The organism is [Roseibacterium] beibuensis, from assembly GCF_039542305.1.
GTDB classification, from domain to species: domain Bacteria; phylum Pseudomonadota; class Alphaproteobacteria; order Rhodobacterales; family Rhodobacteraceae; genus Roseibacterium; species Roseibacterium beibuensis.
Window position 1 is genome coordinate 141,935 of record NZ_BAABHW010000001.1, and the last position, 19,967, is coordinate 161,901.

General features: G+C 67.1%; 20 protein-coding genes. 10 read left to right on the forward strand and 10 right to left on the reverse strand.

Annotation, left to right across the window (positions count from 1 at the left end):
* Positions 1 to 21: 21 nt before the first annotated feature.
* The 7 genes from coaBC to ABD923_RS00720 all read left to right on the forward strand — a co-directional run bounded on the left by coaBC (position 22) and on the right by ABD923_RS00720 (position 7,083).
* Entirely contained in the window at positions 22 to 1,218 is a 1,197-nt protein-coding gene (gene coaBC, locus ABD923_RS00690; RefSeq protein WP_259547245.1) for a bifunctional phosphopantothenoylcysteine decarboxylase/phosphopantothenate--cysteine ligase CoaBC, read from the forward strand.
* Positions 1,219 to 1,293: 75 nt separating this feature from the next.
* Positions 1,294 to 1,740: a dUTP diphosphatase gene (gene dut, locus ABD923_RS00695; RefSeq protein WP_405048289.1), complete on the forward strand. Its 447-nt coding sequence runs from the start codon at positions 1,294 to 1,296 to the stop codon at positions 1,738 to 1,740.
* Complete coding sequence (locus ABD923_RS00700; protein WP_259547243.1) at positions 1,740 to 2,795, forward strand: HesA/MoeB/ThiF family protein; 1,056 nt, start codon at positions 1,740 to 1,742, stop codon at positions 2,793 to 2,795. Before dut ends, ABD923_RS00700 begins: the two co-directional genes overlap by 1 nt.
* Before the next feature lie 69 nt (positions 2,796 to 2,864).
* A complete protein-coding gene (locus ABD923_RS00705; RefSeq protein WP_259547242.1) occupies positions 2,865 to 3,656 on the forward strand; it encodes a substrate-binding periplasmic protein in 792 nt (263 codons plus the stop codon).
* 56 nt (positions 3,657 to 3,712) lie between these two features.
* Positions 3,713 to 4,519, forward strand: coding sequence for an amino acid ABC transporter permease (locus ABD923_RS00710; RefSeq protein WP_259547241.1), 807 nt, complete (start codon positions 3,713 to 3,715; stop codon positions 4,517 to 4,519).
* A gap of 54 nt (positions 4,520 to 4,573) precedes the next feature.
* On the forward strand, positions 4,574 to 5,008 hold the full coding sequence (locus ABD923_RS00715) for a DUF4399 domain-containing protein (protein ID WP_259547240.1): 435 nt from the start codon (positions 4,574 to 4,576) through the stop codon (positions 5,006 to 5,008).
* 56 nt (positions 5,009 to 5,064) lie between these two features.
* Positions 5,065 to 7,083, forward strand: coding sequence for a M3 family metallopeptidase (locus ABD923_RS00720; protein WP_259547239.1), 2,019 nt, complete (start codon positions 5,065 to 5,067; stop codon positions 7,081 to 7,083).
* A gap of 41 nt (positions 7,084 to 7,124) precedes the next feature.
* Here the strand turns inward: ABD923_RS00720 and ABD923_RS00725 are convergent, their stop codons facing one another.
* From ABD923_RS00725 to ABD923_RS00735, 3 genes are all read right to left on the reverse strand, one after another.
* Positions 7,125 to 7,829, reverse strand: coding sequence for a L,D-transpeptidase (locus ABD923_RS00725; protein WP_259547238.1), 705 nt, complete (start codon positions 7,827 to 7,829; stop codon positions 7,125 to 7,127).
* A 51-nt stretch (positions 7,830 to 7,880) separates the two neighbouring features.
* Positions 7,881 to 8,219 carry a hypothetical protein gene (locus ABD923_RS00730; RefSeq protein WP_345229378.1) on the reverse strand — a complete coding sequence of 113 codons (339 nt, stop codon included), beginning with the start codon at positions 8,217 to 8,219 and terminating at the stop codon, positions 7,881 to 7,883.
* Positions 8,220 to 8,295: 76 nt separating this feature from the next.
* Positions 8,296 to 8,922, reverse strand: coding sequence for an SH3 domain-containing protein (locus tag ABD923_RS00735; RefSeq protein WP_259547236.1), 627 nt, complete (start codon positions 8,920 to 8,922; stop codon positions 8,296 to 8,298).
* 165 nt (positions 8,923 to 9,087) lie between these two features.
* Between ABD923_RS00735 and ABD923_RS00740 the strand changes: the two genes are divergently transcribed.
* From ABD923_RS00740 to ABD923_RS00750, 3 genes are all read left to right on the forward strand, one after another.
* Positions 9,088 to 10,074, forward strand: coding sequence for a 2-hydroxyacid dehydrogenase (locus tag ABD923_RS00740; RefSeq protein ID WP_259547235.1), 987 nt, complete (start codon positions 9,088 to 9,090; stop codon positions 10,072 to 10,074).
* 191 nt (positions 10,075 to 10,265) lie between these two features.
* The gene (locus ABD923_RS00745; protein ID WP_259547234.1) at positions 10,266 to 12,770 is read left to right on the forward strand and encodes a GcvT family protein; all 2,505 of its coding nucleotides are present in this window, start codon (positions 10,266 to 10,268) and stop codon (positions 12,768 to 12,770) included.
* Between the two features lie 43 nt (positions 12,771 to 12,813).
* Positions 12,814 to 13,197, forward strand: a complete 384-nt coding sequence (locus ABD923_RS00750; protein ID WP_259547233.1) for a hypothetical protein — start codon at positions 12,814 to 12,816, stop codon at positions 13,195 to 13,197.
* 6 nt (positions 13,198 to 13,203) lie between these two features.
* Here ABD923_RS00750 and ABD923_RS00755 read toward each other — a convergent pair whose 3' ends face one another.
* From ABD923_RS00755 to ABD923_RS00785, 7 genes are all read right to left on the reverse strand, one after another.
* Positions 13,204 to 15,012, reverse strand: coding sequence for a patatin-like phospholipase family protein (locus ABD923_RS00755; RefSeq protein WP_259547232.1), 1,809 nt, complete (start codon positions 15,010 to 15,012; stop codon positions 13,204 to 13,206).
* Between the two features lie 128 nt (positions 15,013 to 15,140).
* The gene (locus ABD923_RS00760) at positions 15,141 to 15,482 is read right to left on the reverse strand and encodes a carboxymuconolactone decarboxylase family protein (protein ID WP_259547453.1); all 342 of its coding nucleotides are present in this window, start codon (positions 15,480 to 15,482) and stop codon (positions 15,141 to 15,143) included.
* A 76-nt stretch (positions 15,483 to 15,558) separates the two neighbouring features.
* Positions 15,559 to 16,215 (reverse strand): class I SAM-dependent methyltransferase, encoded by a 657-nt coding sequence (locus ABD923_RS00765; RefSeq protein WP_259547231.1) that lies wholly within the window; start codon positions 16,213 to 16,215, stop codon positions 15,559 to 15,561.
* A 9-nt stretch (positions 16,216 to 16,224) separates the two neighbouring features.
* Complete coding sequence (locus ABD923_RS00770; protein WP_259547230.1) at positions 16,225 to 16,680, reverse strand: hypothetical protein; 456 nt, start codon at positions 16,678 to 16,680, stop codon at positions 16,225 to 16,227.
* Between the two features lie 56 nt (positions 16,681 to 16,736).
* Positions 16,737 to 17,837 (reverse strand): NAD(P)/FAD-dependent oxidoreductase, encoded by a 1,101-nt coding sequence (locus ABD923_RS00775; protein ID WP_259547452.1) that lies wholly within the window; start codon positions 17,835 to 17,837, stop codon positions 16,737 to 16,739.
* A gap of 224 nt (positions 17,838 to 18,061) precedes the next feature.
* On the reverse strand, positions 18,062 to 19,144 hold the full coding sequence (locus ABD923_RS00780) for a BMP family ABC transporter substrate-binding protein (RefSeq protein ID WP_259547229.1): 1,083 nt from the start codon (positions 19,142 to 19,144) through the stop codon (positions 18,062 to 18,064).
* Positions 19,141 to 19,914, reverse strand: a complete 774-nt coding sequence (locus tag ABD923_RS00785; protein WP_259547228.1) for an ion transporter — start codon at positions 19,912 to 19,914, stop codon at positions 19,141 to 19,143. The genes ABD923_RS00780 and ABD923_RS00785 overlap by 4 nt, the downstream gene beginning before the upstream one ends.
* Positions 19,915 to 19,967 lie beyond the last annotated feature (53 nt).

Below are 19,967 nucleotides of genomic sequence, written 5' to 3' on the forward strand. Positions count from 1 at the left end.
GCGGCAGACGGGGACGGGATCATGCTGACGGACAAGCGAATTCTCCTGATCATCGGCGGCGGTATCGCGGCCTTCAAATCGCTCGACCTGATCCGGCGGCTAAGGGAGCGCGGGGCCTCGGTCGTCCCGGTTCTGACGCCCGCCGCCGAGCATTTCGTCACCCCTTTGTCGGCCTCGGCGCTGGCTGGCGAAAAGGTCTATCGCGACCTGTTCGACCTGACGGACGAGGCGGAGATGGGCCATATCGAACTCAGCCGCGCCGCCGATCTGGTGGTGGTCGCGCCGGCCACGGCCGACCTGATGGGCAAGATGGCCGGGGGCCTTGCCAACGACCTTGCCTCGACCGTTCTGATGGCGACCGACAAGCGCGTGCTGATCGCGCCCGCGATGAACCTGCGCATGTGGGAACATCCGGCGACCCGGCGCAACCTCGCGACGCTGGAGGGCGACGGCATCCTCGTCGTCGGCCCAAACGAGGGCAACATGGCCTGTGGCGAGTTCGGACCGGGCCGCATGGCCGAGGTGCCCGAGATCGTCGAGGCCGTCGAGGCGGCGCTGGGCACTGGGCCGCTCAAGGGCAGGCATGTGCTGGTGACCTCTGGCCCGACGCATGAGCCCATCGACCCCGTGCGCTATATCGCCAACCGGTCCTCCGGTGCGCAGGGCACGGCGATTGCCGCCGCGCTGCGCGATCTGGGCGCGCGGGTCAGTTTCGTGACCGGGCCTGCCGACGTTCCACCGCCGGCGGGCGTCGAGGTGATCCCGGTGCAAACCGCGCAGGAAATGGCCGAAGCCGTCAACTCGGTCCTGCCCGCCGATGCCGCCGTCTTCGCCGCCGCCGTCGCCGATTGGCGGGTGGCCAATGCCGCCGGGCAAAAGATGAAAAAGGACGGGAGCGGCAGCCTGCCCACGCTGGAATTTGCCGAGAATCCCGACATCCTCGCCAGTGTCAGCCAGTTGCAGGCCGGCCGCCCCAAGCTGGTGGTCGGGTTCGCCGCCGAAACCCATGACGTGGAACGCCACGCAACCGAGAAACGCGCGCGCAAGGGCTGTGACTGGATCGTCGCCAACGATGTCTCGCCCGGGACAGGGATCATGGGCGGGGCCGAGAATGCGGTGACCCTGATCACCGCCAACGGGGCCGAAACCTGGCCGCGCCTGACGAAACACGAGACAGCGCGCCGTCTGGCCCTACGTATCGCCGAGGCGTTGGACTAGGGCGGCGTGTTCGCGTCCGTTGGGGCGACTGAACACCGAAGACGGAGGTCACGGGTGAGCGTTACGGTCGATATCATGCGCGAGGATTGGGCCGATCCGGACATCGCGCTGCCGGACTATGCGACGGCGGGCGCGGCCGGGGCCGATTTGCGCGCGAATTTCGAAGCCGGGCGGCGGGACGCGGGGCTGACCCTTGCCCCCATGGCGCGCGCGCTGGTGCCGACCGGTCTGCGGGTCGCCATCCCCGAAGGCTACGAGATGCAGGTTCGTCCACGCTCGGGCCTTGCGCTGAAACATGGCGTGACGCTGGTCAACTCGCCGGGCACGATCGACGCTGATTATCGCGGCCCGCTGGGGGTGATCCTGATCAACCTCGGGGACGAGTCCTTCCGGATCGGCCATGGCGACCGGATCGCACAGGCTGTGATCGCGCCGGTCGCCCAGGCGCGCTTTGACGTGGTGGACGCCTTGCCCGATACCGACCGCGGCGCTGGCGGCTTCGGGTCGACCGGGGTCGGCTGATGCTGTTCGTCTTTCTTCTCGCAGGGGCGCTCTGGGGCCTCGGGGCCTTGATGAAGACCCCGGTTCAGGCGCGGCTCTACATGGTCGGGCTTCTCTATGTGGCGGTTCTGGGCGTGCAGGCGGCGCTGCCGGCTGGCCATCCCTTGCGCGAGATGACGGGCGGCTCGCCCGCCCTGTGGCTGCTTCTGGGCGGGGCGTTCGTGCTGATCCTGATCTACCGCGCCGGGTTGTCCCGCCTTCGGGGCCGCGCCGAAGCGGTCGAGGCCGCGCGCAATGACGGCACGGCGCAGGACCCCTCTGGCCCCTTCACGGGCGAGGAACTGGAACGCTACGCCCGCCACATCACGCTGCCCGATATCGGCGGCGGCGGACAACTGGCGCTGAAGAACGCCAAGGTTCTGGTCGTCGGCGCCGGTGGCCTTGGCTCGCCCGCTTTGCTCTACCTCGCGGCGGCGGGCGTGGGCCGCATCGGCGTGATCGACCACGATGTCGTCAGCCTGTCGAACCTGCAGCGGCAGGTGATCCATACCGACGCGCGGCAGGATATGCCCAAGGTGTTTTCCGCCGAGATCGCGATGAAGGCGCTCAACCCGCGCATCGACGTGCGGCCCTACAATCGCCAACTGACCGAGGAGATCGCCGAGGAGCTGTTCGGCGAGTATGACCTGATCCTCGACGGCACCGACAGTTTCGAGGTGCGCGCGCTGGTCAACCGCGCGGCGGTGGCCGCAGGCCGCCCGGTGATCGCGGGGGCGATCTCCGCGTGGGAGGGGCAGGTGACCCTCTACGATCCGGCAGGGGGCGCCCCCTGCATGGCCTGCGTCTTCCCCGAGGCGCCGGCACCGGGCCTTGCGGCGACCTGCGCCGAGACCGGCGTCATCGGCGCCCTGCCGGGGGTTGTCGGCTCCATGATGGCGCTGGAGGCGGTGAAGGAGATCTGCGGCGCGGGCGACGGCCTTCGGGGGCGGATGCTGATTTACGATGCACTGCACGCCGAGACCCGCACGGTTCGGATGCAGCGCAGGGCCGATTGCCCGGTCTGTAGCGACCTCTAGGCGCGCTTTCCCTTGCCCGGGCCGCGCGGGCGGGCATACTCGGGCCAAAACCAGCCAGGGAGTTCCGCCATGTTCCGTTTCCTTGCCGCGCTGACCGCGTTCGGCCTGCTTACCCCCGTTGCCGCCGCCGCACAGGGCCTGCCCGACCTTGAAGGGCGCGAGGTGGTCGTCGTGACCGAGAACGCCTATCCGCCGCTGCAATTCATCGACCCGGCCTCGGGCCATGAAATCGGCTGGGAATACGACGCGCTGGCCATCATCGCCGAGCGGATCAACATCACGCCCCTCATCGAGAACATCAGTTGGGAAGCGATGATCCCGGCCGTGGCCGAGGGGCAGTACGACATGGGCATGACCGGCATCACGATCCGCGAAGACCGTGACGAACTGGTCGATTTCAGCGCGCCCTACATGGTCAGCCAGATGCGCATGCTGGTGCGCGCGGACGAGGACCGGTTCGAGGATGCCGCCGGGTTCGCCGCCGACGAGGACCTGCTGCTTGGCACGCAAGCGGGCACGACACCCTTCTACGTGGGCGTCTATGACGTGCTGGACGGCAACGAGGCCAACCCGCGCCTTGTCCTGTTCGAAACCATCCCCGCTGCCATTCAGGCCCTGATCGCGGGCGATGTGGACATGGTGCTGTCCGACAGCGCGGGCGGGCAGGGCTATATCAATGCCAATCCCGATGCGCTGATGGTGGTGGGCGAGCCGCTGGGCACCGAGGAATTCGGTTTCATCTTTCCCAACGGCTCGGACTTGGTCGAGCCTTTCAACGCCGCCATCGAGTCGATGCGCGCCGACGGCACGCTGGAGGAACTGGACCAGCGCTGGTTCGTCGAGTACGTGCTGGGCGAATAAGCAACGCTCCATGACCGAGGCGCCGGTCCCGCGCGGACCGGCGTTTTCATTGCCCGATGATCCCGACCTCTCCCCCCGACCGTGACTTCCCGTGGTGGCTGGTGGCCCTTGTGTTGCTGGGCGGCGTGGCTGCGTGGCGCATCGCGACCGACGAGATGTACCTGCAGGTGCTGGACACGCTGCGGCGGGGCATCCTGATCACCGTCATGGTGACGTTGGTGGGGTTCGCGATGGCCTCGGCCATGGGCCTTTTGCTGGCGGTGATGAGCCTGTCGCGGGCGCTCCTGTTCCGGCAGGTGGCGCGGTTCTACATCGAGGTGGTCCGCGGTATCCCTATCCTGGTTCTGCTGCTGTACGTCGCCTTCGTTTTCGCGCCTGCGCTGGTGGCGGGCTATAACCGGCTGGCCGAGGAGATCGGTTGGGCCACGATCCGCACGCGGGATTTCCCGCTGCTCTGGCGGGCGATCATCGCCCTTGCGATCGGCTACTCCGCCTTCATCGCCGAGGTATTCCGCGCGGGCCTGCAATCGGTCGACCCCGGCCAGATCGAGGCCGCACAGGCGCTTGGCCTGAACCGCTGGCAGCGGTTCCGGCATATCGTCTTTCCGCAGGCGATCCGCACGATCCTGCCGCCGCTGGGCAATGATTTCGTCGCCATGGTGAAGGACAGTTCACTGGTCTCGGTCCTGGGCGTCCTCGACGTGACGCAACTGGGCAAGGTCACGGCGGCGTCGAACTTTCGCTATTTCGAGACCTACAACGTGGTCGCGCTGATCTACCTGACGATGACGGTGACCCTGTCGCTGCTGCTGCGCCGGTTGGAGCGGCGGTTGCGCGCGCAGGGGCAAAGGACCGACGGATAACGTGACTTGGTGTCCGTGGCCGCTACCTTACCTTACGTAAAGGGAGGTATAGCCATGAAACAAATTCTTGTTGCATCACTGTTCGCCATCGCCAGCCCCGCGTTTGGTCAGGGAATGGCCGCGCCCGAGGGGGCAGAGGTCTATTTCATCGGGTTGGAGGACGGTGCGACTGCCACGTCACCCCTTACCGTTCGCTTCGGCCTGAGCGGCATGGGCGTGGCCCCCGCGGGCACCGAGGCCGAGCATACCGGGCACCATCACCTGCTTGTGGACCGCGCGCCTTTGGGCGAAGGGCCGGATGGCGCAGACGAGTTGCTTTCTTCGCTGCCCGCCGATGACAACCACCGCCATTTCGGCGCGGGCCAGACCGAAGTGACACTGGATCTCGAACCGGGGCAGCACAGGCTGCAACTGGTCTTGGGCGACATGAACCACGTGCCGCATTCGCCGCCGGTCACCAGCGATCAGATCACGATCACGGTGGAATAACCCCTCGTCGCCAGCCTTGGGCTGGCCTATCTATCGGGGCAAAGGAGTTTGCCCCGATGACCAACCCGCTGCTCGAAACCTGGAACACGCCGTTCGACCTGCCGCCCTTCGACAAGATCGAGGATGCGCATTTCGGCCCGGCCATGGAGGCTGCGCTGGAGGACGGGCGCGCCGCGATCCGCGCGATTGCCGAGGCCCCCGAGCCGCCCACCTTCGCCAACACGATCGAGGCGCTGGAACTGGCGGATGCAACGCTCGACCGGGTGGCGGGGGTGTTCTTCAACCTCGCCGGGTCGGATTCGAATCCCAAACGCCAGGAATTGCAGCGCGCGTTCGCGCCGAAACTCTCGGCCTATTCCTCGGAGATCGTGAATAACGAGGCGTTGTTTCGACGGATCGACGACCTCTGGCAGCGGCGCGATACCCTGGGCCTGACTGACGAGCAGATGCGCGTGCTCTACCTGACTCATCGCGGATTTGTTCGTTCGGGCGCCGCGCTGGAAGGCGCGGCGCGGGAGCGGCTGACCGAGGTCAAAAGCCGCCTGTCCGTGCTGGGGACCGAGTTCACACAGAACCTCTTGGCCGACGAGGCGGGATGGTTCATGGAGCTTGCCGAAGAAGACCTCGAAGGCCTGCCCGATTTCGTGGTCAGCGCCGCGCGCGAGGCGGGCGACGAGAAGGGCGCGAATGGCCCGGTCGTGACGCTGTCGCGGTCGCTGATCGTGCCGTTCCTGCAATTCTCGCCCCGCCGCGACCTGCGCGAGACGGCCTATCGCGCCTGGGCCGCGCGCGGGATGAACGGCGGCGAGACCGACAACCGGGACATCGCGACCGAGGTTCTGGCCCTGCGCGACGAACGCGCCAAACTGCTCGGCTACGAGAGCTTCGCGGCCTACAAGCTGGAAACCGAGATGGCCGGCACGCCCGAGGCGGTGCGCGACCTGTTGATGGCCGTCTGGTCGCCCGCCAAGGCGGCGGCCGAGGCCGATGCGGATGTGCTGGCGAAGATGATGGCCGAGGAGGGCGTGAACGGCCCGCTGGAGCCGTGGGATTGGCGCTACTACGCCGAGAAACGGCGACTGGCCGAGCATGACCTCGATGAGGCGGAGTTGAAGCCCTATTTCCAACTCGACGCGATGATCGACGCCGCCTTCGATTGCGCGAACCGCCTGTTCGGGCTGGAGTTCCGCCCGCTCGACGTCACGCTCTATCACCCCGATGCACGGGCCTGGGAGGTGACACGCGACGGGCGGCACATGGCCGTTTTCATCGGCGACTATTTCGCGCGCGGCTCCAAGCGCTCGGGCGCGTGGTGCTCGGCCATGCGCAGCCAGAAGAAACTGGGCGGCGAGGTGCGGCCCATCGTGGTGAACGTGTGCAACTTCGCCAAGGGCGACCCGGCGCTTCTGTCCTATGACGACGCGCGCACGCTGTTCCACGAGTTCGGCCACGCGCTGCACCAGATGCTGTCGGACGTGACCTATGCCTCGATCAGCGGCACCAGCGTCGCGCGCGATTTCGTGGAATTGCCCAGCCAGCTTTACGAACACTGGCTGGAAGTGCCCGAAGTGCTGGAAAAACACGCCCGCCACGCCAGGACCGGTGAGGCGATGCCGCGGGAGTTGCTGGATCGCCTGCTGGCGGCGCAGACCTATGACATGGGGTTCCAGACGGTCGAGTATGTCGCCAGCGCGCTGGTCGATCTCGATTTCCACGACGGCGCCGCGCCCGCCGACCCGATGGCGGCGCAGGCCGAAACCCTTGCGCGGATCGGGATGCCGCACGCAATTGGAATGCGTCACGCCACGCCGCATTTCGCCCATGTCTTCGCGGGCGACGGCTATTCCTCGGGATATTACAGCTACATGTGGTCCGAGGTGATGGATGCCGACGCCTTCGCCGCCTTCGAAGAGGTCGGCGACCCGTTCGACGCAACCCTCGCGGCCAAACTGGAACAGCATGTCCTGTCCGCCGGCGGCTCGGCCGAGGCAGATGCGCTCTATACCGCGTTCCGCGGTCGGATGCCGGGGGTCGAGGCCCTGCTCAAGGGGCGGGGTCTGCTGGACGCGGCCTGAGGATCGCGCCGCCCCGACCGACAGATCGGGGCGGGACCGCGTCAGTAGAGCGGCGGGGCGTCGCTGGCCTGTATCGAGGGAAAGACGATCACGTCCGCGCCGTGTATGGCGCGGTCATGCAGGTCGATCGCGTCCTGGTCCAGCATGCGGATACAGCCCGAGGACACGGCGCGGCCCAAGCCCTCGGGTGTGGCGCCGCCGTGGATGCGGTAAAGCGTGTCCTCTCCGTTCTGGAACAGGTAGAGGGCGCGGGCCCCCATCGGGTTGCCGGGGCCGGGGTCCATGCCGCCATTCGCCACCGAGTAGGGCTCCAGCTCGGGCTGTCGCTCGATCATGCTGTCGGGCACCTTCCAGCGTGGCCATTCGCGGCGGAATTGCAGCCGGGCCGTGCCGCTCCAGGAAAAGCCCTGCGCCCCCACGCTGACACCGTAGCGCATCGCGCGGTCTGGGCTTTGGAGAAAGAACAGCAACCTTGCATCCGGATCGACGACGATCGTGCCGCGTACACGTTCGGGCCAGGGGTTCGCGACCTCCTGGCGCCATAGCTCGGGCCGCACGCTGCCGGGCGGGATTGCGGGGATGGGGAAAGGCTCGTCGGTGATGGCGCCGTAGAATTCGGGCATAGGCGGCGGTGGTGGCACGGCCGAGACGCTTTCGGCGCGGGTGACGGCGTTGTCCTGCGGTTGCACACAGGCAGTCAGGCCGCTCGCCAAGGAGAGAAACGTGAAGCTTCGACGGGTCAACATGATGTGGTCCTTCGATCTGACGGAAACAGGCGCGGCGCGCCGGCGGTCGGATCAGGACGGGCGGGGCGGGGACCGTGGGGGCGACATGCTGCGGCCCTTGATCGTCGGGCCATCCCCGAGGTCAGGGCTTTCGGCGCGCGACGGATCATCGCTCAGCACGATGTCGTCGCCAGGCAGGATATCGGACGCGCAGGGCGCGCCGGGCAGAACCGCCGCGCGGCAGTGTTTCGTCGATGTCAGCGAGGCGACCGCGGCAGGGAATGTCTCGGGCCCGGCGCTTGCTGCGACCACAACGTCGCGCCCTTGTTCAGCGGCCACGCCCGTATAGGCCCCCCACGGCAAGAGAAGCACGGCCAGAGCCATAATGAGGAGCGCACGGAGTGTCGTCATGGCCTCCACGTGGCTAAACAGGCGGCCAAAGTCGAGACGGGTTGACGCGGTTGTGAACGCCGCCGTGTCGCGGTCGTCATTCAAAGGTCTCGCCCGGCTCGACTCCCCAAAGCGCCGCGCTGCGAACCCAGCCGCGATAGCCGGCCACTTCCATCAGGCACCAGTTGGGCTGGCACTCGCGCAGACGTCCGATCACGCCAAGCTCGGCGCGGGCGCGCACGGGGCTGGCCGGATCGGGGCGGGCGTAAAGCGGCAGCATGTCTTCCTCGACGATCGCGGTGCGCACGCCCGACAGAAGCGAGTAATGCATCCAGCCGCCGGCCCCGTCGCGATCCACCACGCGGCGCCAATGGCCATGTTCGGCCACGATCATCACCGGCATGTCGCGGCGCTGGAAAACCCAGTCGATACGATGGCTGCGCGATGGGCCGCGCCGCGCATTGCCCTCGGAGGCACGCATGGACACGAAGCGGGGCAGGGGAAAGCCGGTGACAGGTCCGGTCCGCTGCGGCGTGGCGCGCGCGGCGGGGGCGGTGGCCTCGGCGGCGGCCTGGACGATCTCGGGGCGGGGGGCGGGGTGCAGCGCGGGCGGCAGGCGGCGCGCCTCTCCCTCACCCGATTGCTGGGCCAGCGACACGGCGCCGGCGGTAAGGCTCAACAGAAAGACAAGGCCCATCACGGCCTTCTTGGGAAATCCTGCCACGCTCTGCCTCCAATGCGCGGACCCGTTCTGTTGCGGGTTCCGCACCGTTCCATCGTATTTTTTCTTGCCGCTTTTGTCGCGGTGCCGGGCTGACGCCTTGCGCCGTTCCGATGGATCGGAGAGTGTCACGGGACAGGGCGGATTGCCAGCGAAGGAAGGGATCGAATGCCAGGTCAGCGCTTGAGTGTTGTCGTTACGCGACGGTTGCCCGAGGCAGTCGAGACGCGGATGAAGGAATTGTTCGACGTCGAGTTGAACGAGGACGACCACCCGATGAGCAAGGCCGAGCTGGTCTCGGCCATGAACCGGGCCGATATCCTGGTGCCTTGCATCGCTGACCGCATCGACGGCGGAATGCTGGGGCAGGCGGGCGAACGGCTGAAGATGATCGCGAATTACGGCGCTGGCGTGGACCATATCGACGTGGCCACGGCGCGCCAGCGCGGCATCCTGGTGTCGAACACGCCCGGCGTGATGACCGATGACACCGCCGACATGGTGATGGCGCTGATCCTGTCGGTCCTGCGCCGCGTGCCCGAGGGCATGGCGGTGATGCAGTCGGGCAATTGGCAGGGCTGGTCGCCCACCGCCTTCATGGGCGGACGGGTCGCGGGCAAGCGCCTCGGCATTCTCGGGATGGGCCGGATCGGGCAGGCGGTGGCGCGCCGTGCAGCGGTCTTCGGGATGCAGGTGCATTACCACAATCGCCGCCGCCTCCACGAGGAGATCGAGAGCAATCTTGAGGCGACCTATTGGGAAAGCCTCGACCAGATGATCGCGCGGATGGACGTGATCTCGGTCAACTGCCCGCATACGCCCTCGACCTTCCACCTGATGAACGCGCGGCGGCTGAAGCTGATGAAGCCCGAGGCGGTGATCGTGAACACCTCGCGCGGCGAGGTGATCGACGAGAACGCGCTCACGCGCATGCTGCGTTCGGGCGAGATCGCGGGCGCGGGCCTCGACGTGTTCGAAAAGGGCCGCGAGGTGAACCCCCGCCTGCGGGAACTGCCCAACGTGGTGCTCTTGCCGCATATGGGCTCGGCCACCCGCGAGGGGCGCGCCGAGATGGGCGAGAAGGTCATTATCAACATCAAGACCTTCGCCGACGGGCACCGCCCGCCCGACATGGTCGTGCCGAGCATGCTGTGAGGCCGCGGCTGCTCCACAGCCGTCTCTCATCCACAATTAACGCCGCTTGATGACCTCATGGCTGGCCTGATCCGCATGACGCCCGCGCGCATGTCGCTTTCGCGCGACATTGTGTCGATTGGGCGAGGCGTTTTCTTGCGCGCTCGGGCAGGTAAGGTCAGACGCGGAATCCCTGCTCGGAGCGGCCCAGAATGAAGACCCAAGTCAAAGCCCTTGTCGTCGGCGGCGGTGCCGTCGGCACCTCGATCGCCTATCACCTCGCCCGCGCGGGGTGGGACGACGTGATGCTTCTGGAACGCGACGAGCTGACCTCCGGCAGCACCTGGCATGCCGCGGGGCTTCTGCCGCTGTTCAACATGTCCTACGCGACCAGCCACATCCACGATTACAGCGTCAAATTCTACAAGACGCTGGAGGAGGAAACCGGCCTGAACGCGGGCTTTGCCGTGGTGGGCAACCTGCGCATGGCGCAGACGCACGAGCGCATGGACGAATACATGCTCTATGCCTCGACCGCCGAGACGGTCGGCATCCCCTACGAGTGGATGACCCCCGCCCAGATCAAGGAGCGCTGGCCGCTGGTCCGCACCGAGGATCTGAAGGGCGCGATCTATCACCCGACGGACGGCTACATAAATCCCGCCGACGTGACCATGGCCATGGCCAAGGGCGCGCGCCAGCGCGGCGTGATGATTGAGCGCAAGTGGCAGGTCGATGGCTACGCGTGGGCGGGCGATCACTGGAAGGTCACCTGCACCAAGATGGGCGAGAAGGGCGGCAACCTGATTTCGACCGAAGAAACCGTCGTGATCGAGGCCGAGCATGTCGTCACCGCCACCGGCAACCACGCGCAGCGGACCGCGCGGATGCTGGGCATCAAGATCCCCGCGATCCCGGTCGAGCACCAGTTCATCGTGACCGAACCCGACCCGGCGCTGGTCGCCTACCGCAAGGACGGCAACCCCGAACACCCGGTTCTGCGCGATGCCGACGCCAAGTGGTACGTGCGCGAGGAACGCGGCGGCTGGATCCTCGGCCCCTACGAGCGCAACGCGCCCGCGCGCTTCCTCTACGAGGTGCCCGACAGTTTCCGCGCCGATCTCTTCCCGCTCGACCTAGAGCGGATCGAAGAGGAATACATGAGCATGATCCACCGCCTGCCGTCCTCGGAAGAGGTGGGTCTGAAGGACGACTATAACGGCCCGATCTGCTACACCCCTGACGGCAACCCGCTGGTCGGCCCCGCGCCGGGGTTGCGCAACATGTGGCTGGCCGAAGGGTTCAGCTTTGGCATCACGGCGGCCGGCGGCACCGGCTACTACCTTGCCCAGATGATGGTCGAGGGCGAGGCCGAGATCGACATGGCCAGCCTCGATCCCAAGCGCTACGGCGACTGGATGACGACCGAGTATGGCGCGCGCAAGAACGAGGAAGCCTACGAACACGTCTACATCCTCCACCACCCCGACGAGGAGCGCGAGGCCTGCCGCCCGCTGCGTACCGCGCCGGCCTATGACCGCCAGCGCGCGATGGGCGCGCAGTTCGGGTGCGTGAACGGCTGGGAACGGCCCAATTACTATGGTCCCAAGGATGCGCCCAAGGGCTTCGATCACGACACGCGCAGCTTCCGTCGCGGCGGCTGGTGGGATTATGCCAAGTCCGAGGCCGAGGCGATCCGCAATGGTGTCGGCCTGATCGACGCGACCGCCTTCACCAAGCACCTCGTGCGCGGCCCCGGCGCGACAGAGTTCCTTGACCGCTTCACCTGCAACAAGCTGCCCAAGGTCGGGCGGATCAACCTGACCTACGCGCTGACGGATGCGGGCACCACGCGCACCGAATACACCATCGTCCGTCTGGCCGAGAATGAATATTACTGCGTGTCGGCGGGCGCATGGACGGCCTATGACGCCGATTTCCTCAAGAAGGCGGCCGAGGATTTCGTGGGTGCGGGCGGCGGCTGGGTCGATATCCACGACGTCACCACCCAATGGGGCGTCTTCGCCATCGCCGGTCCGAAAACGCGCGACGTCCTGAACGAGTTGGTCAAGGATGCGCAGCCGGACACCGTGCTGTCGAACAAGCGCTTCCCGTGGCTGTCCATGCGCAATATCGAGCTGGGCATGTGCCCGGTCCGCGCCATCCGCGTCGCCTATACCGGCGAATTGGGGTGGGAGCTTCACCACCCGATCGAGATGCAGAATTACCTGTGGGACCAGCTGATGCTGGCCGGGGAGAAGCATGGGCTGAAACCCGTGGGCGCCCGCGCGCAGAACTGGCTGCGGCAGGAAAAATCCTACCGCGCCTTCGGCACCGAACTGGGCCGGGACGCCACGCCGCTCGAAGCCGGGCTGGATCGCTTCGTCGACCTCGACAAGGAGTTCAACGGCAAGGCCGCGATGCTGGACAAGGGCATCCGCTCGAAATGCGTCACGCTCCTGATCGACGGACCCGAGGATGCCGACCCGTGGGGGCGCGAGGCGCTTTACGACGGTGACACCAAGGTGGGCCGCCTGACCTCGGGCGGGTATTCGGTGGCCTTCGGCAAATCCATCGGCATGGGCTATGTCCAGCCGGACCTCGCAGAGGTCGGCACCAAACTGCGAGTGCGGATGTTCGATCAGCTGTGGAATGCCGAGGTGGTCGAGGACAGCCCCTATGACCCGACCAACGCCACGATCCGCAAGGACGGCTGACGGTCGCATGTTGCGCCCATGCCGCCCGTGCTAAGCGGGCGGGATGGTGACGATCATCGCGTATTTCGCCCTTGCGGGCTTTGGCTGGCTGGCGCTGTTCCAGATCGCGCTGGCCCTGGGCACGCCTTGGGGCAACATGGCCTGGGGCGGAACGCATCGCGTGCTCCCGCCCGCGCTGCGCATCGGCAGCATGATTGTCGCGCTCTTGGCGGTGTTCGGGGTCGCGGTCGCCCTGCAAGTGGGTGACATCGCCCAGATGAGCCTGCCGCAGGTGGTGCTGCGCCCGGCGCTTGGGGCGTTCGCCGTCCTCTTCGCGATGTCCTTCGTGGCGAATGCCCTCAGCAGCAGCCGCGCCGAACGTCGCCAGGGCATTCCCCTGACCCTGGTCCTGACGATCAGCTGCGGGCTTCTTTTCTTCCTCGTCTGACCCGGCTCAGCCTGCGGCCGCCTTCAACGCGGCAAAGGCCGGGTTGCCGTCCTTGTCGAGCGCCGCGAAGGTTTCGACGGCGTGCTTGTAGGCCATCTCGTAGAACAGCCTGTGCTGGTTCCACGCCAAAAAGCCCGCGCCTTTCAGGCCGGGCGGCCGGATCATCAGGTCGGTGGGGTTCATCGCCTTGAGCATATCGGCCTGACCCACCAGAAGGCTGCGCATCACGGTCGAGATCACGCCGGGCGCGCGCGGTGCGCCCCTTTTGGAAAACGGGTTCACCGTGCGCTTCACCAGTTCCGCGCGCCCCGGCAGTTTCGCGTAGTCGACGTGGTAGCGCGTGCCGGTTTCCTTTTGCACGTTCGACACGATATTCGGGCCGGTCTTGAGCGAATGCATCGTTCGGAACGGCATGTTGTCGATGCAGCCGCCATCGACCAGCATCTGGCCCTCGGCATTGAAAAATGCAGGCAGCACGCCGGGAATGGCCGACGAGGCGCGCACCGCCTCCCACAAGGGGCCGCGGCGGATGTCGATCTTGTCCATGGCCGACAGATCGGCGGCCACGGCGTAATAGGGCAGCCAGAGGTCTTCGATCGGCTCGTTGCCGTAATGCTCCTGCAGGGCGGCATCCAGCACCTTGTGATCGAGGAACGCGTATCTCGGCACGGTCACGCGGCGCATGGCGCCGGACTTGACGAAGATATCCTCGACCCGCGGCCCGATATCCTCGGGCGGAACCCCAAGCGCGATGGCGCCTGCCATGGCCGACCCGATCGAGGTGCCGCCAACGATATCGACGGGCAGACCGATCTCGCGCATGGCGCGCCAGATGCCCACATGCGCCACGCCAAAGGCGCCGCCTCCCGACAGGACCATGCCGATGGCCTGACCGGCAAGAAACCGCGCCAGCCGCCGCAGGTCTTCGCCGTCGCCCGTCAGCGCGACATGGTGGTGCAGGAAGACAGGGCGCGAATCCAACCACCGCCCGGTGCCCTTGGCGCTTTGCGACCGGTGCGGATGGATCAGGACCAGCCGGCGCTGCGCTTCGGGCAACAGCTCCAGCGCCAGCGCCTCCAGCTCGGACGGGCCCTGGAAGCGGATGGCCTGCGCGACGAAGATCACCTGATCGGCCTGTTTCACGGCGGCGCGGGACCAGGCCTCGGCCTCGGGCGAGGCGACGAAAAGGACAAGGTCCGCCGCCCGTTCCTGCGCGTTGAGCCAAGCGATGGCCTCCGGGCTGGCGGGGTCGGCCCCCGGCCCGAACGCGGCGGTGAACTCGGCCTCGGTCACCGTGGCGACCTTGTGGAACCGCCCGATGGCGGCGGCAAGGTCGGGTACGAAACGGTCGGGCAGCGGTGCATGGGCCGAGGGCACGATGCAGAAGGTGCGCGCGGGCGGTCGCCCCGGATCGGGCACGACCCGCGTCGAGGTCGCTGCCAGACGCTGGGCCAGTTCCGCGCTGATCGCATTTTGCAGGCCGGGTGTCTCGGAGCAGAGCGCGTCATAGGCCGCGCGGCTGACCCGCACGACGACCGAGTCGCGGGCGGCGATGACATCGGCGCTGCGCGGCTGGCCGGTGAAGAACGCGATCTCGCCCAGCACACCGCCTGCGCCGATCTCGGCCAGGTCCACCCCTTCGCGCGAGACGCGGAAGCGCCCGGTTTCAACGAGGTACATCGCGTCTGCGTCTGTGCCTTCGGCGATCAGGCGCGTGCCACGCGGCACCGCCTCTCGCTCAAGACGCGCCAGCGCGTCCGCGCCTTCGAGAACGGAGAATAAGCCTTCGGGGGCAAACGGTTCGGACCCGGTCATGCTGAAAATCCATCAAGCAACAATTCCGGCGCGACCATACGGGACGCGCCGGTAAATGCGAACGGTTTCCTTGCTTTACGTCCCGCCTCGTGGCCGCCTCCCCCCGCGGCCCGGGCAGGCCGGTCGCCTCACTCGGCGCCCGTCATCTCGTCATAGACCGACAGGGCCTTGGCGGCATACATGAGCGACGGGCCGCCGCCCATCTGCACCGCCATGGCCAGGACGTCGCCCAGTTCCTCGCGCGTCGTGCCCGCGTTGATCGCCGCCTCGACATGGAAAATGATGCAGGGCTCGCAGCGCACCGCGATCGAGATGCCAAGCGCCACGAATTCCTTGGTCTTGATGTCGAGAACGCCACCGTCCTTGACCGCCTTGGACAGGGTGCCGAACCCCTTGGTCGCCTCGGGGATCGTGCGGTTCAGCGCGCGCAGGTCGTTGCGCATGTCTTTGGCCTTGTCGGTCCATGTCATCTTGGGGGACTCCATCACAAAAGGATAAGGATGGCCGCGCTTTAACAGCCCGTTGCCCCGTCAACTTTGACCAGTGTCAAACGCGTTCGACCGCCAGAAGCAGGTTGTTGGCGGGCATCCGCACCGTCTCGATCACGCGCAACCCGCGATCGACCAGATGCGACAGCACCCAAAGCACGTCCTTGTAGCCGATGGCCGGATCCTGCGCCCGCAGTTGCGCGTCGAAGGCGGCATCGCCCTCGCTGGTGGCTTCACCATCGCGCAGGAAGGGGCCGTAGATCAGCGCGACGCCGCTGGGGCGCAGGGCCTCGGCGATGCCGGTCAGCACAGCTTCCGCCGCTTCGGTCGAGATCAGGTGCAGAAGGTTCGACAGGAACAGGAAGTCGACCGGCCCGATCTCGGCCCCCCAGCCGGGGCGCGCGGCATCAAGGTCGAGGGGCGGCAGAATGTTCGCCACGCTCTCTGCCTCGGCCCAGGCCGTGATCGAGGCCCGCCGGGCCGCGTCGGGTTCGGTCGGTTGCCATGTCAGGCCGGGGGTCGCGGCGGCGAAGCGCACGATATGCTCGCCCGTGCCCGAGGCGATCTCCAGGGCGCGGCCGCGCTCCGGTGCGAAGCGTGGCAGGTGGTCGAGGATCGCATCCCGGTTGCGCAGCGCCGAGGGGGCGGACAGCCGCGCATCGCCCGTGCCTGCGGCACCGGGCTGTTCGCCCGGTGCATTGCTTTCGCTGGTCATGGGTCGGTCTTACTGACCGCTTTCCATCATGATCGACATGGCGCCGGATTCGGCCATGCGCATCATCATGATCTCGACCATGCCGCACTCGTTCGAGATCGCCTGCATCTGCTGGTCCGTGATGCCGTCGGGCAGCGCCGGCTGGAACGTGCCCTGCATCAGGCCCTCGGGCGTGGCGCTGGCCATGGCGGCCTCCATGTTGTCGAGCATCTCGTTGACGCCGTCTTCGCCCACCTCGTCCTCGACGCCGTCGAGGATGCATTCGCCCGCTGCCCGCATCTCGTCATCCCATTCGGCCGTGGGCAGGTTGCCTTGCAGCGCCGGGATCTCGGCGACCAGCGCGGTATAGGTCATCTCGGTCATGGTTTCCGACATGGCCTCCATCCGCTCCAGCGCGGATTGGGCACTGGCGGCCATGGGCAGGGCCAGGGCAACGGCCGAGGCGAGGATCAGGCGGGTGGTCATGGGTGTCTCCCTTGAGTCGGATGTCACGGGCAAAGGTATCCGCTTGGGGGCGGTCTTCAAGCGCGGGGATTCCCGACCGGGCGCAATCTTGCCGGGGAAAGGGCCGCGACAAGTTCGGGCCCGAGGCTGGGCGTGCTGCCCGAAACCAGTTCCGAGAGCAGGCGGCTGGCGGCGGGCGCCGTCTGGAAGCCGTAGCCGCCTTGCCCTGCAAACCAAAGGAAATCGTGGCGTCCGGGCTCCGGCCCGATTACCAGGCAGCGGTCGGGCGCGAAGGTGCGCAGGCCCGCCCAGCTCGAGGACAGGCGCGTGACCTCCTCGGTGACGAAAGGTTGATAGCGGGCGATGCCCTCGGCCAACACCATGTCGTCGGGCCAGGCGTCATGGGGCTCGTCCACCGGGTCTTCCTCGCCGGGCGAGACGATCCACGCGCCGGCATCCGGCTTGGCGTACCAGCTTTCGCCGGTCCCCAGCAGCATCGGCCAGCCCGAGACATCGTGGCCGCCCGGCGCAGGCATGCGCGCCATCGAGCGGCGCAGCGGTTTCAGCCCGATGGGCCCGATCCCGGCCATGGTGGCGACCTGGTCGGCCCAGGCCCCGGCGGCGTTCACGAGCTTCCTGCCCTCGTGGACCGTGTCGCCCACGCTGACCTGCCAGGTCCTGCGGACGCGGGCGATGGCGCTGACGCGCGCACCGGTCTGGACCGTGCCCCCGTTGGCGCGGATCTGGCGGGCAAAAACCTGGATCATCCGGTCGGTATCGACATCCCAGGCCTCCGTGTGATGGGCGGCGCGCCGCACATGGGACGGGTCGAGGATCGGAACCATCTCGCAGGCCTTGTCCACCGCGATCTCCGGCAATTCCATCGTCTCGCGATCGCGTTCGAAGCGTCCCTCTTCTCCGGGTCCGGCCAGGAGCATCAGCCCGCGCGGCGAAAGCAGCCCGCCATCGAGTGTCTGGTGGTCGTGGCGCGAGGCCTCGTTGAGTGCGATGGTGACGGGATGCCCGTAATTCGCCTCGTAGAGGGCGGCCGACCGACCAGAGGCATGGTAGGCGAGTGCCGTCTCTGCTTCGAGCAGGAGGACACGACCGAATTCCGAGAGGCGCGCGCCGGCCGAGGTGCCGGCAATACCGCCGCCGATAACGATGAAATCATAAATCATTTCGGTTTGGTTGCACGGGTCGTGCGCCGTTGCAAGGGGCAGGGGGGCGCCACGCAGGGCATCGAGCCCCTCGTGGCGCCGGCGCTGTCGCGCCGATGCATATTTGAAGGATAAAGATGGGGCTTGGCGGGGGCGGATCGGGGGGTGGGACGCAACCCCGGAAACGGGAAAGGCCCGCGTCGGGCGCGGGCCTTTCGGATCGTGTCGCTTCGCGTCAGCGATCAGTTCGGGATCTCGCCCGTCAGGCCTTCGACGTAGAAATCCATGCCGGCCAGCGTGCCGTCATCGGCCACTTCGCCCTCGGCCAGCCACGCGGTGCCGTCCTGGCGATTGATCGGGCCGGTGAAGGGGTGGTACTCGCCTGCCGCGATCGCCTCCATCAGCTCGGTGGCCGAGGCGCGGACCTCTTCGGGGATGGCGTCGGTCATCTCGCCGATTTCGACCATGCCCGGGCCGATGCCGTCCCAGGTGTCCATCGATTCCCAGGTGCCGTTCATCGCCGCTTCGACGCGGGCGATGTAGTAGGGCGCCCAGTTGTCGATGATCGAAGACACCCGCGGGGCGGGGGCGAACTGGTACATGTCAGACGCCTGCCCGAAGGAGATGATGCCCGCCTCTTGCGCGATGGTCTGCGGCGCGGTCGAGTCGGTGTGCTGCATCAGGACATCCACGCCCGCGTCGATCAGCGCCTGGGCCGCGTCGGCCTCGGCGGCGGGGTCGAACCAGGTATAGGCCCAGACGACGCGCATTTCGACATCGGGGTTCACTTCGCGCGCATGCAGGAAGGCCGAGTTGATGCCGCGGATGACCTCGGGGATCGGGTAGGAGCCGATGTAGCCGATGATGTTGCTTTCGGTCATGTGGCCGGCGATATGGCCGATCACCGCGCGCCCCTCGTAGAAGCGGGCCGAGTAGGTCGAAACGTTCGGCGTGTCACGGCGGTAGCCGGTGGCGTGCTCGAAATAGACATCGGGGAACTGGGCCGCGACCGCGTTGGTCGGGTCCATGTAGCCGAAGGAGGTGGTGAAGACCATGTCGGCGCCACCGAGGATCATCTGGGTGATGGCGCGCTCGGCATCCGCACCTTCGGGCACGTTCTCGAGATAGACGGTTTCGACGGCGTCGCCGAAATGCTCCTCGACGGCCAGGCGGCCCTGGTTGTGTTCGTAGGTCCAGCCCAGATCGCCGACCGAGCCGACATAGATGAAGCCGACCTGGAACGGGTCGTCCTGTGCGGTGGCCGCGCCCGCAAGGGTCGCGGTGGCCAGCGCTGCGCTGGCCAGGAGCTTGGTGGTGGTTTTCATGTCAGATCATCCTCCGTGTTGGATTGCGGGGTTTCGGTGTGACGTGTCTCGGACGGCTGCGCCGCCCGTTCCTCGTGCGTCTGTTCGATCAGGGCGACGGTGATCAGGCCCGCGGGCACGGCCACGACGCCAAGGCCGACCAGCAGGACGCAGCCCGTGAAGATCCGCCCGCCCGTCGTGACGGGGTAGACATCGCCATAACCCACCGTGGTCAGCGTCGACAGCGCCCACCACAGGCTTGCGGGAATCGAGCCGAAGAACTCGGGCTGCGCCTCGCGCTCGAAATGGTAGATGCCGACGGCGGCCAGGTACAGGATCACGGTCGAGATGAAGCTGAAGATCAGTAGCTCGGCCTTGGTCTGCTCGAAGGCGCGCGCGATGCGGTCGAGCGCCCGGTTCGCCTTGAAAAGCTTGAGCAGCCGCACCAGGCGCAACAGGCGCAGCGAGCGGACCGTGACCAGATCGGGAAACAGGAACACCACCGCCGGGACGATGGCGATGAAGTCGATGATGCCCCACGGGCTGACCGCGTAATGCAGCGGGCGCGGCGAACAGATCAGCCGCGTGACATATTCCACCGCGAAAAGCGCGAGGATCACGGCCTCGCCCCAGCGCAGGGCCTGCCGCAGCTCGGGCGGCAGGGCAGGCAGGGTTTCCAGCGCGATGACCACGCCCGAAATCACGATCAGCGCGTAAAGGGCCAGCGCGACGCGGCGACCGACACGCGGATGCGTGCCGTCGAGGATCTCGATGATGTCGCTGCGGTGCATGGGCGCTCCGGGTCGGCCTCCCGTTCATGACGACGTGCCTCTTGGTATCGCGG

Excerpts from the sequence above, each read along its gene's own strand:
- ABD923_RS00745 (WP_259547234.1), top strand. The coding sequence starts at position 10,266 with ATGAAGACCCAAGTCAAAGCCCTTGTCGTCGGCGGCGGTGCCGTCGGC.
- ABD923_RS00750 (WP_259547233.1), top strand. The coding sequence starts at position 12,814 with ATGGTGACGATCATCGCGTATTTCGCCCTTGCGGGCTTTGGCTGGCTG.
- coaBC (WP_259547245.1), top strand. The coding sequence starts at position 22 with ATGCTGACGGACAAGCGAATTCTCCTGATCATCGGCGGCGGTATCGCG.
- ABD923_RS00755 (WP_259547232.1), bottom strand. The coding sequence starts at position 15,012 with ATGACCGGGTCCGAACCGTTTGCCCCCGAAGGCTTATTCTCCGTTCTC.
- ABD923_RS00700 (WP_259547243.1), top strand. The coding sequence starts at position 1,740 with ATGCTGTTCGTCTTTCTTCTCGCAGGGGCGCTCTGGGGCCTCGGGGCC.
- ABD923_RS00725 (WP_259547238.1), bottom strand. The coding sequence starts at position 7,829 with ATGTTGACCCGTCGAAGCTTCACGTTTCTCTCCTTGGCGAGCGGCCTG.
- ABD923_RS00715 (WP_259547240.1), top strand. The coding sequence starts at position 4,574 with ATGAAACAAATTCTTGTTGCATCACTGTTCGCCATCGCCAGCCCCGCG.
- ABD923_RS00765 (WP_259547231.1), bottom strand. The coding sequence starts at position 16,215 with ATGACCAGCGAAAGCAATGCACCGGGCGAACAGCCCGGTGCCGCAGGC.
- ABD923_RS00770 (WP_259547230.1), bottom strand. The coding sequence starts at position 16,680 with ATGACCACCCGCCTGATCCTCGCCTCGGCCGTTGCCCTGGCCCTGCCC.
- ABD923_RS00760 (WP_259547453.1), bottom strand. The coding sequence starts at position 15,482 with ATGACATGGACCGACAAGGCCAAAGACATGCGCAACGACCTGCGCGCG.
- ABD923_RS00785 (WP_259547228.1), bottom strand. The coding sequence starts at position 19,914 with ATGCACCGCAGCGACATCATCGAGATCCTCGACGGCACGCATCCGCGT.
- ABD923_RS00705 (WP_259547242.1), top strand. The coding sequence starts at position 2,865 with ATGTTCCGTTTCCTTGCCGCGCTGACCGCGTTCGGCCTGCTTACCCCC.
- ABD923_RS00730 (WP_345229378.1), bottom strand. The coding sequence starts at position 8,219 with ATGACGACACTCCGTGCGCTCCTCATTATGGCTCTGGCCGTGCTTCTC.
- ABD923_RS00780 (WP_259547229.1), bottom strand. The coding sequence starts at position 19,144 with ATGAAAACCACCACCAAGCTCCTGGCCAGCGCAGCGCTGGCCACCGCG.
- ABD923_RS00720 (WP_259547239.1), top strand. The coding sequence starts at position 5,065 with ATGACCAACCCGCTGCTCGAAACCTGGAACACGCCGTTCGACCTGCCG.
- ABD923_RS00710 (WP_259547241.1), top strand. The coding sequence starts at position 3,713 with ATGATCCCGACCTCTCCCCCCGACCGTGACTTCCCGTGGTGGCTGGTG.
- dut (WP_405048289.1), top strand. The coding sequence starts at position 1,294 with ATGCGCGAGGATTGGGCCGATCCGGACATCGCGCTGCCGGACTATGCG.
- ABD923_RS00740 (WP_259547235.1), top strand. The coding sequence starts at position 9,088 with ATGCCAGGTCAGCGCTTGAGTGTTGTCGTTACGCGACGGTTGCCCGAG.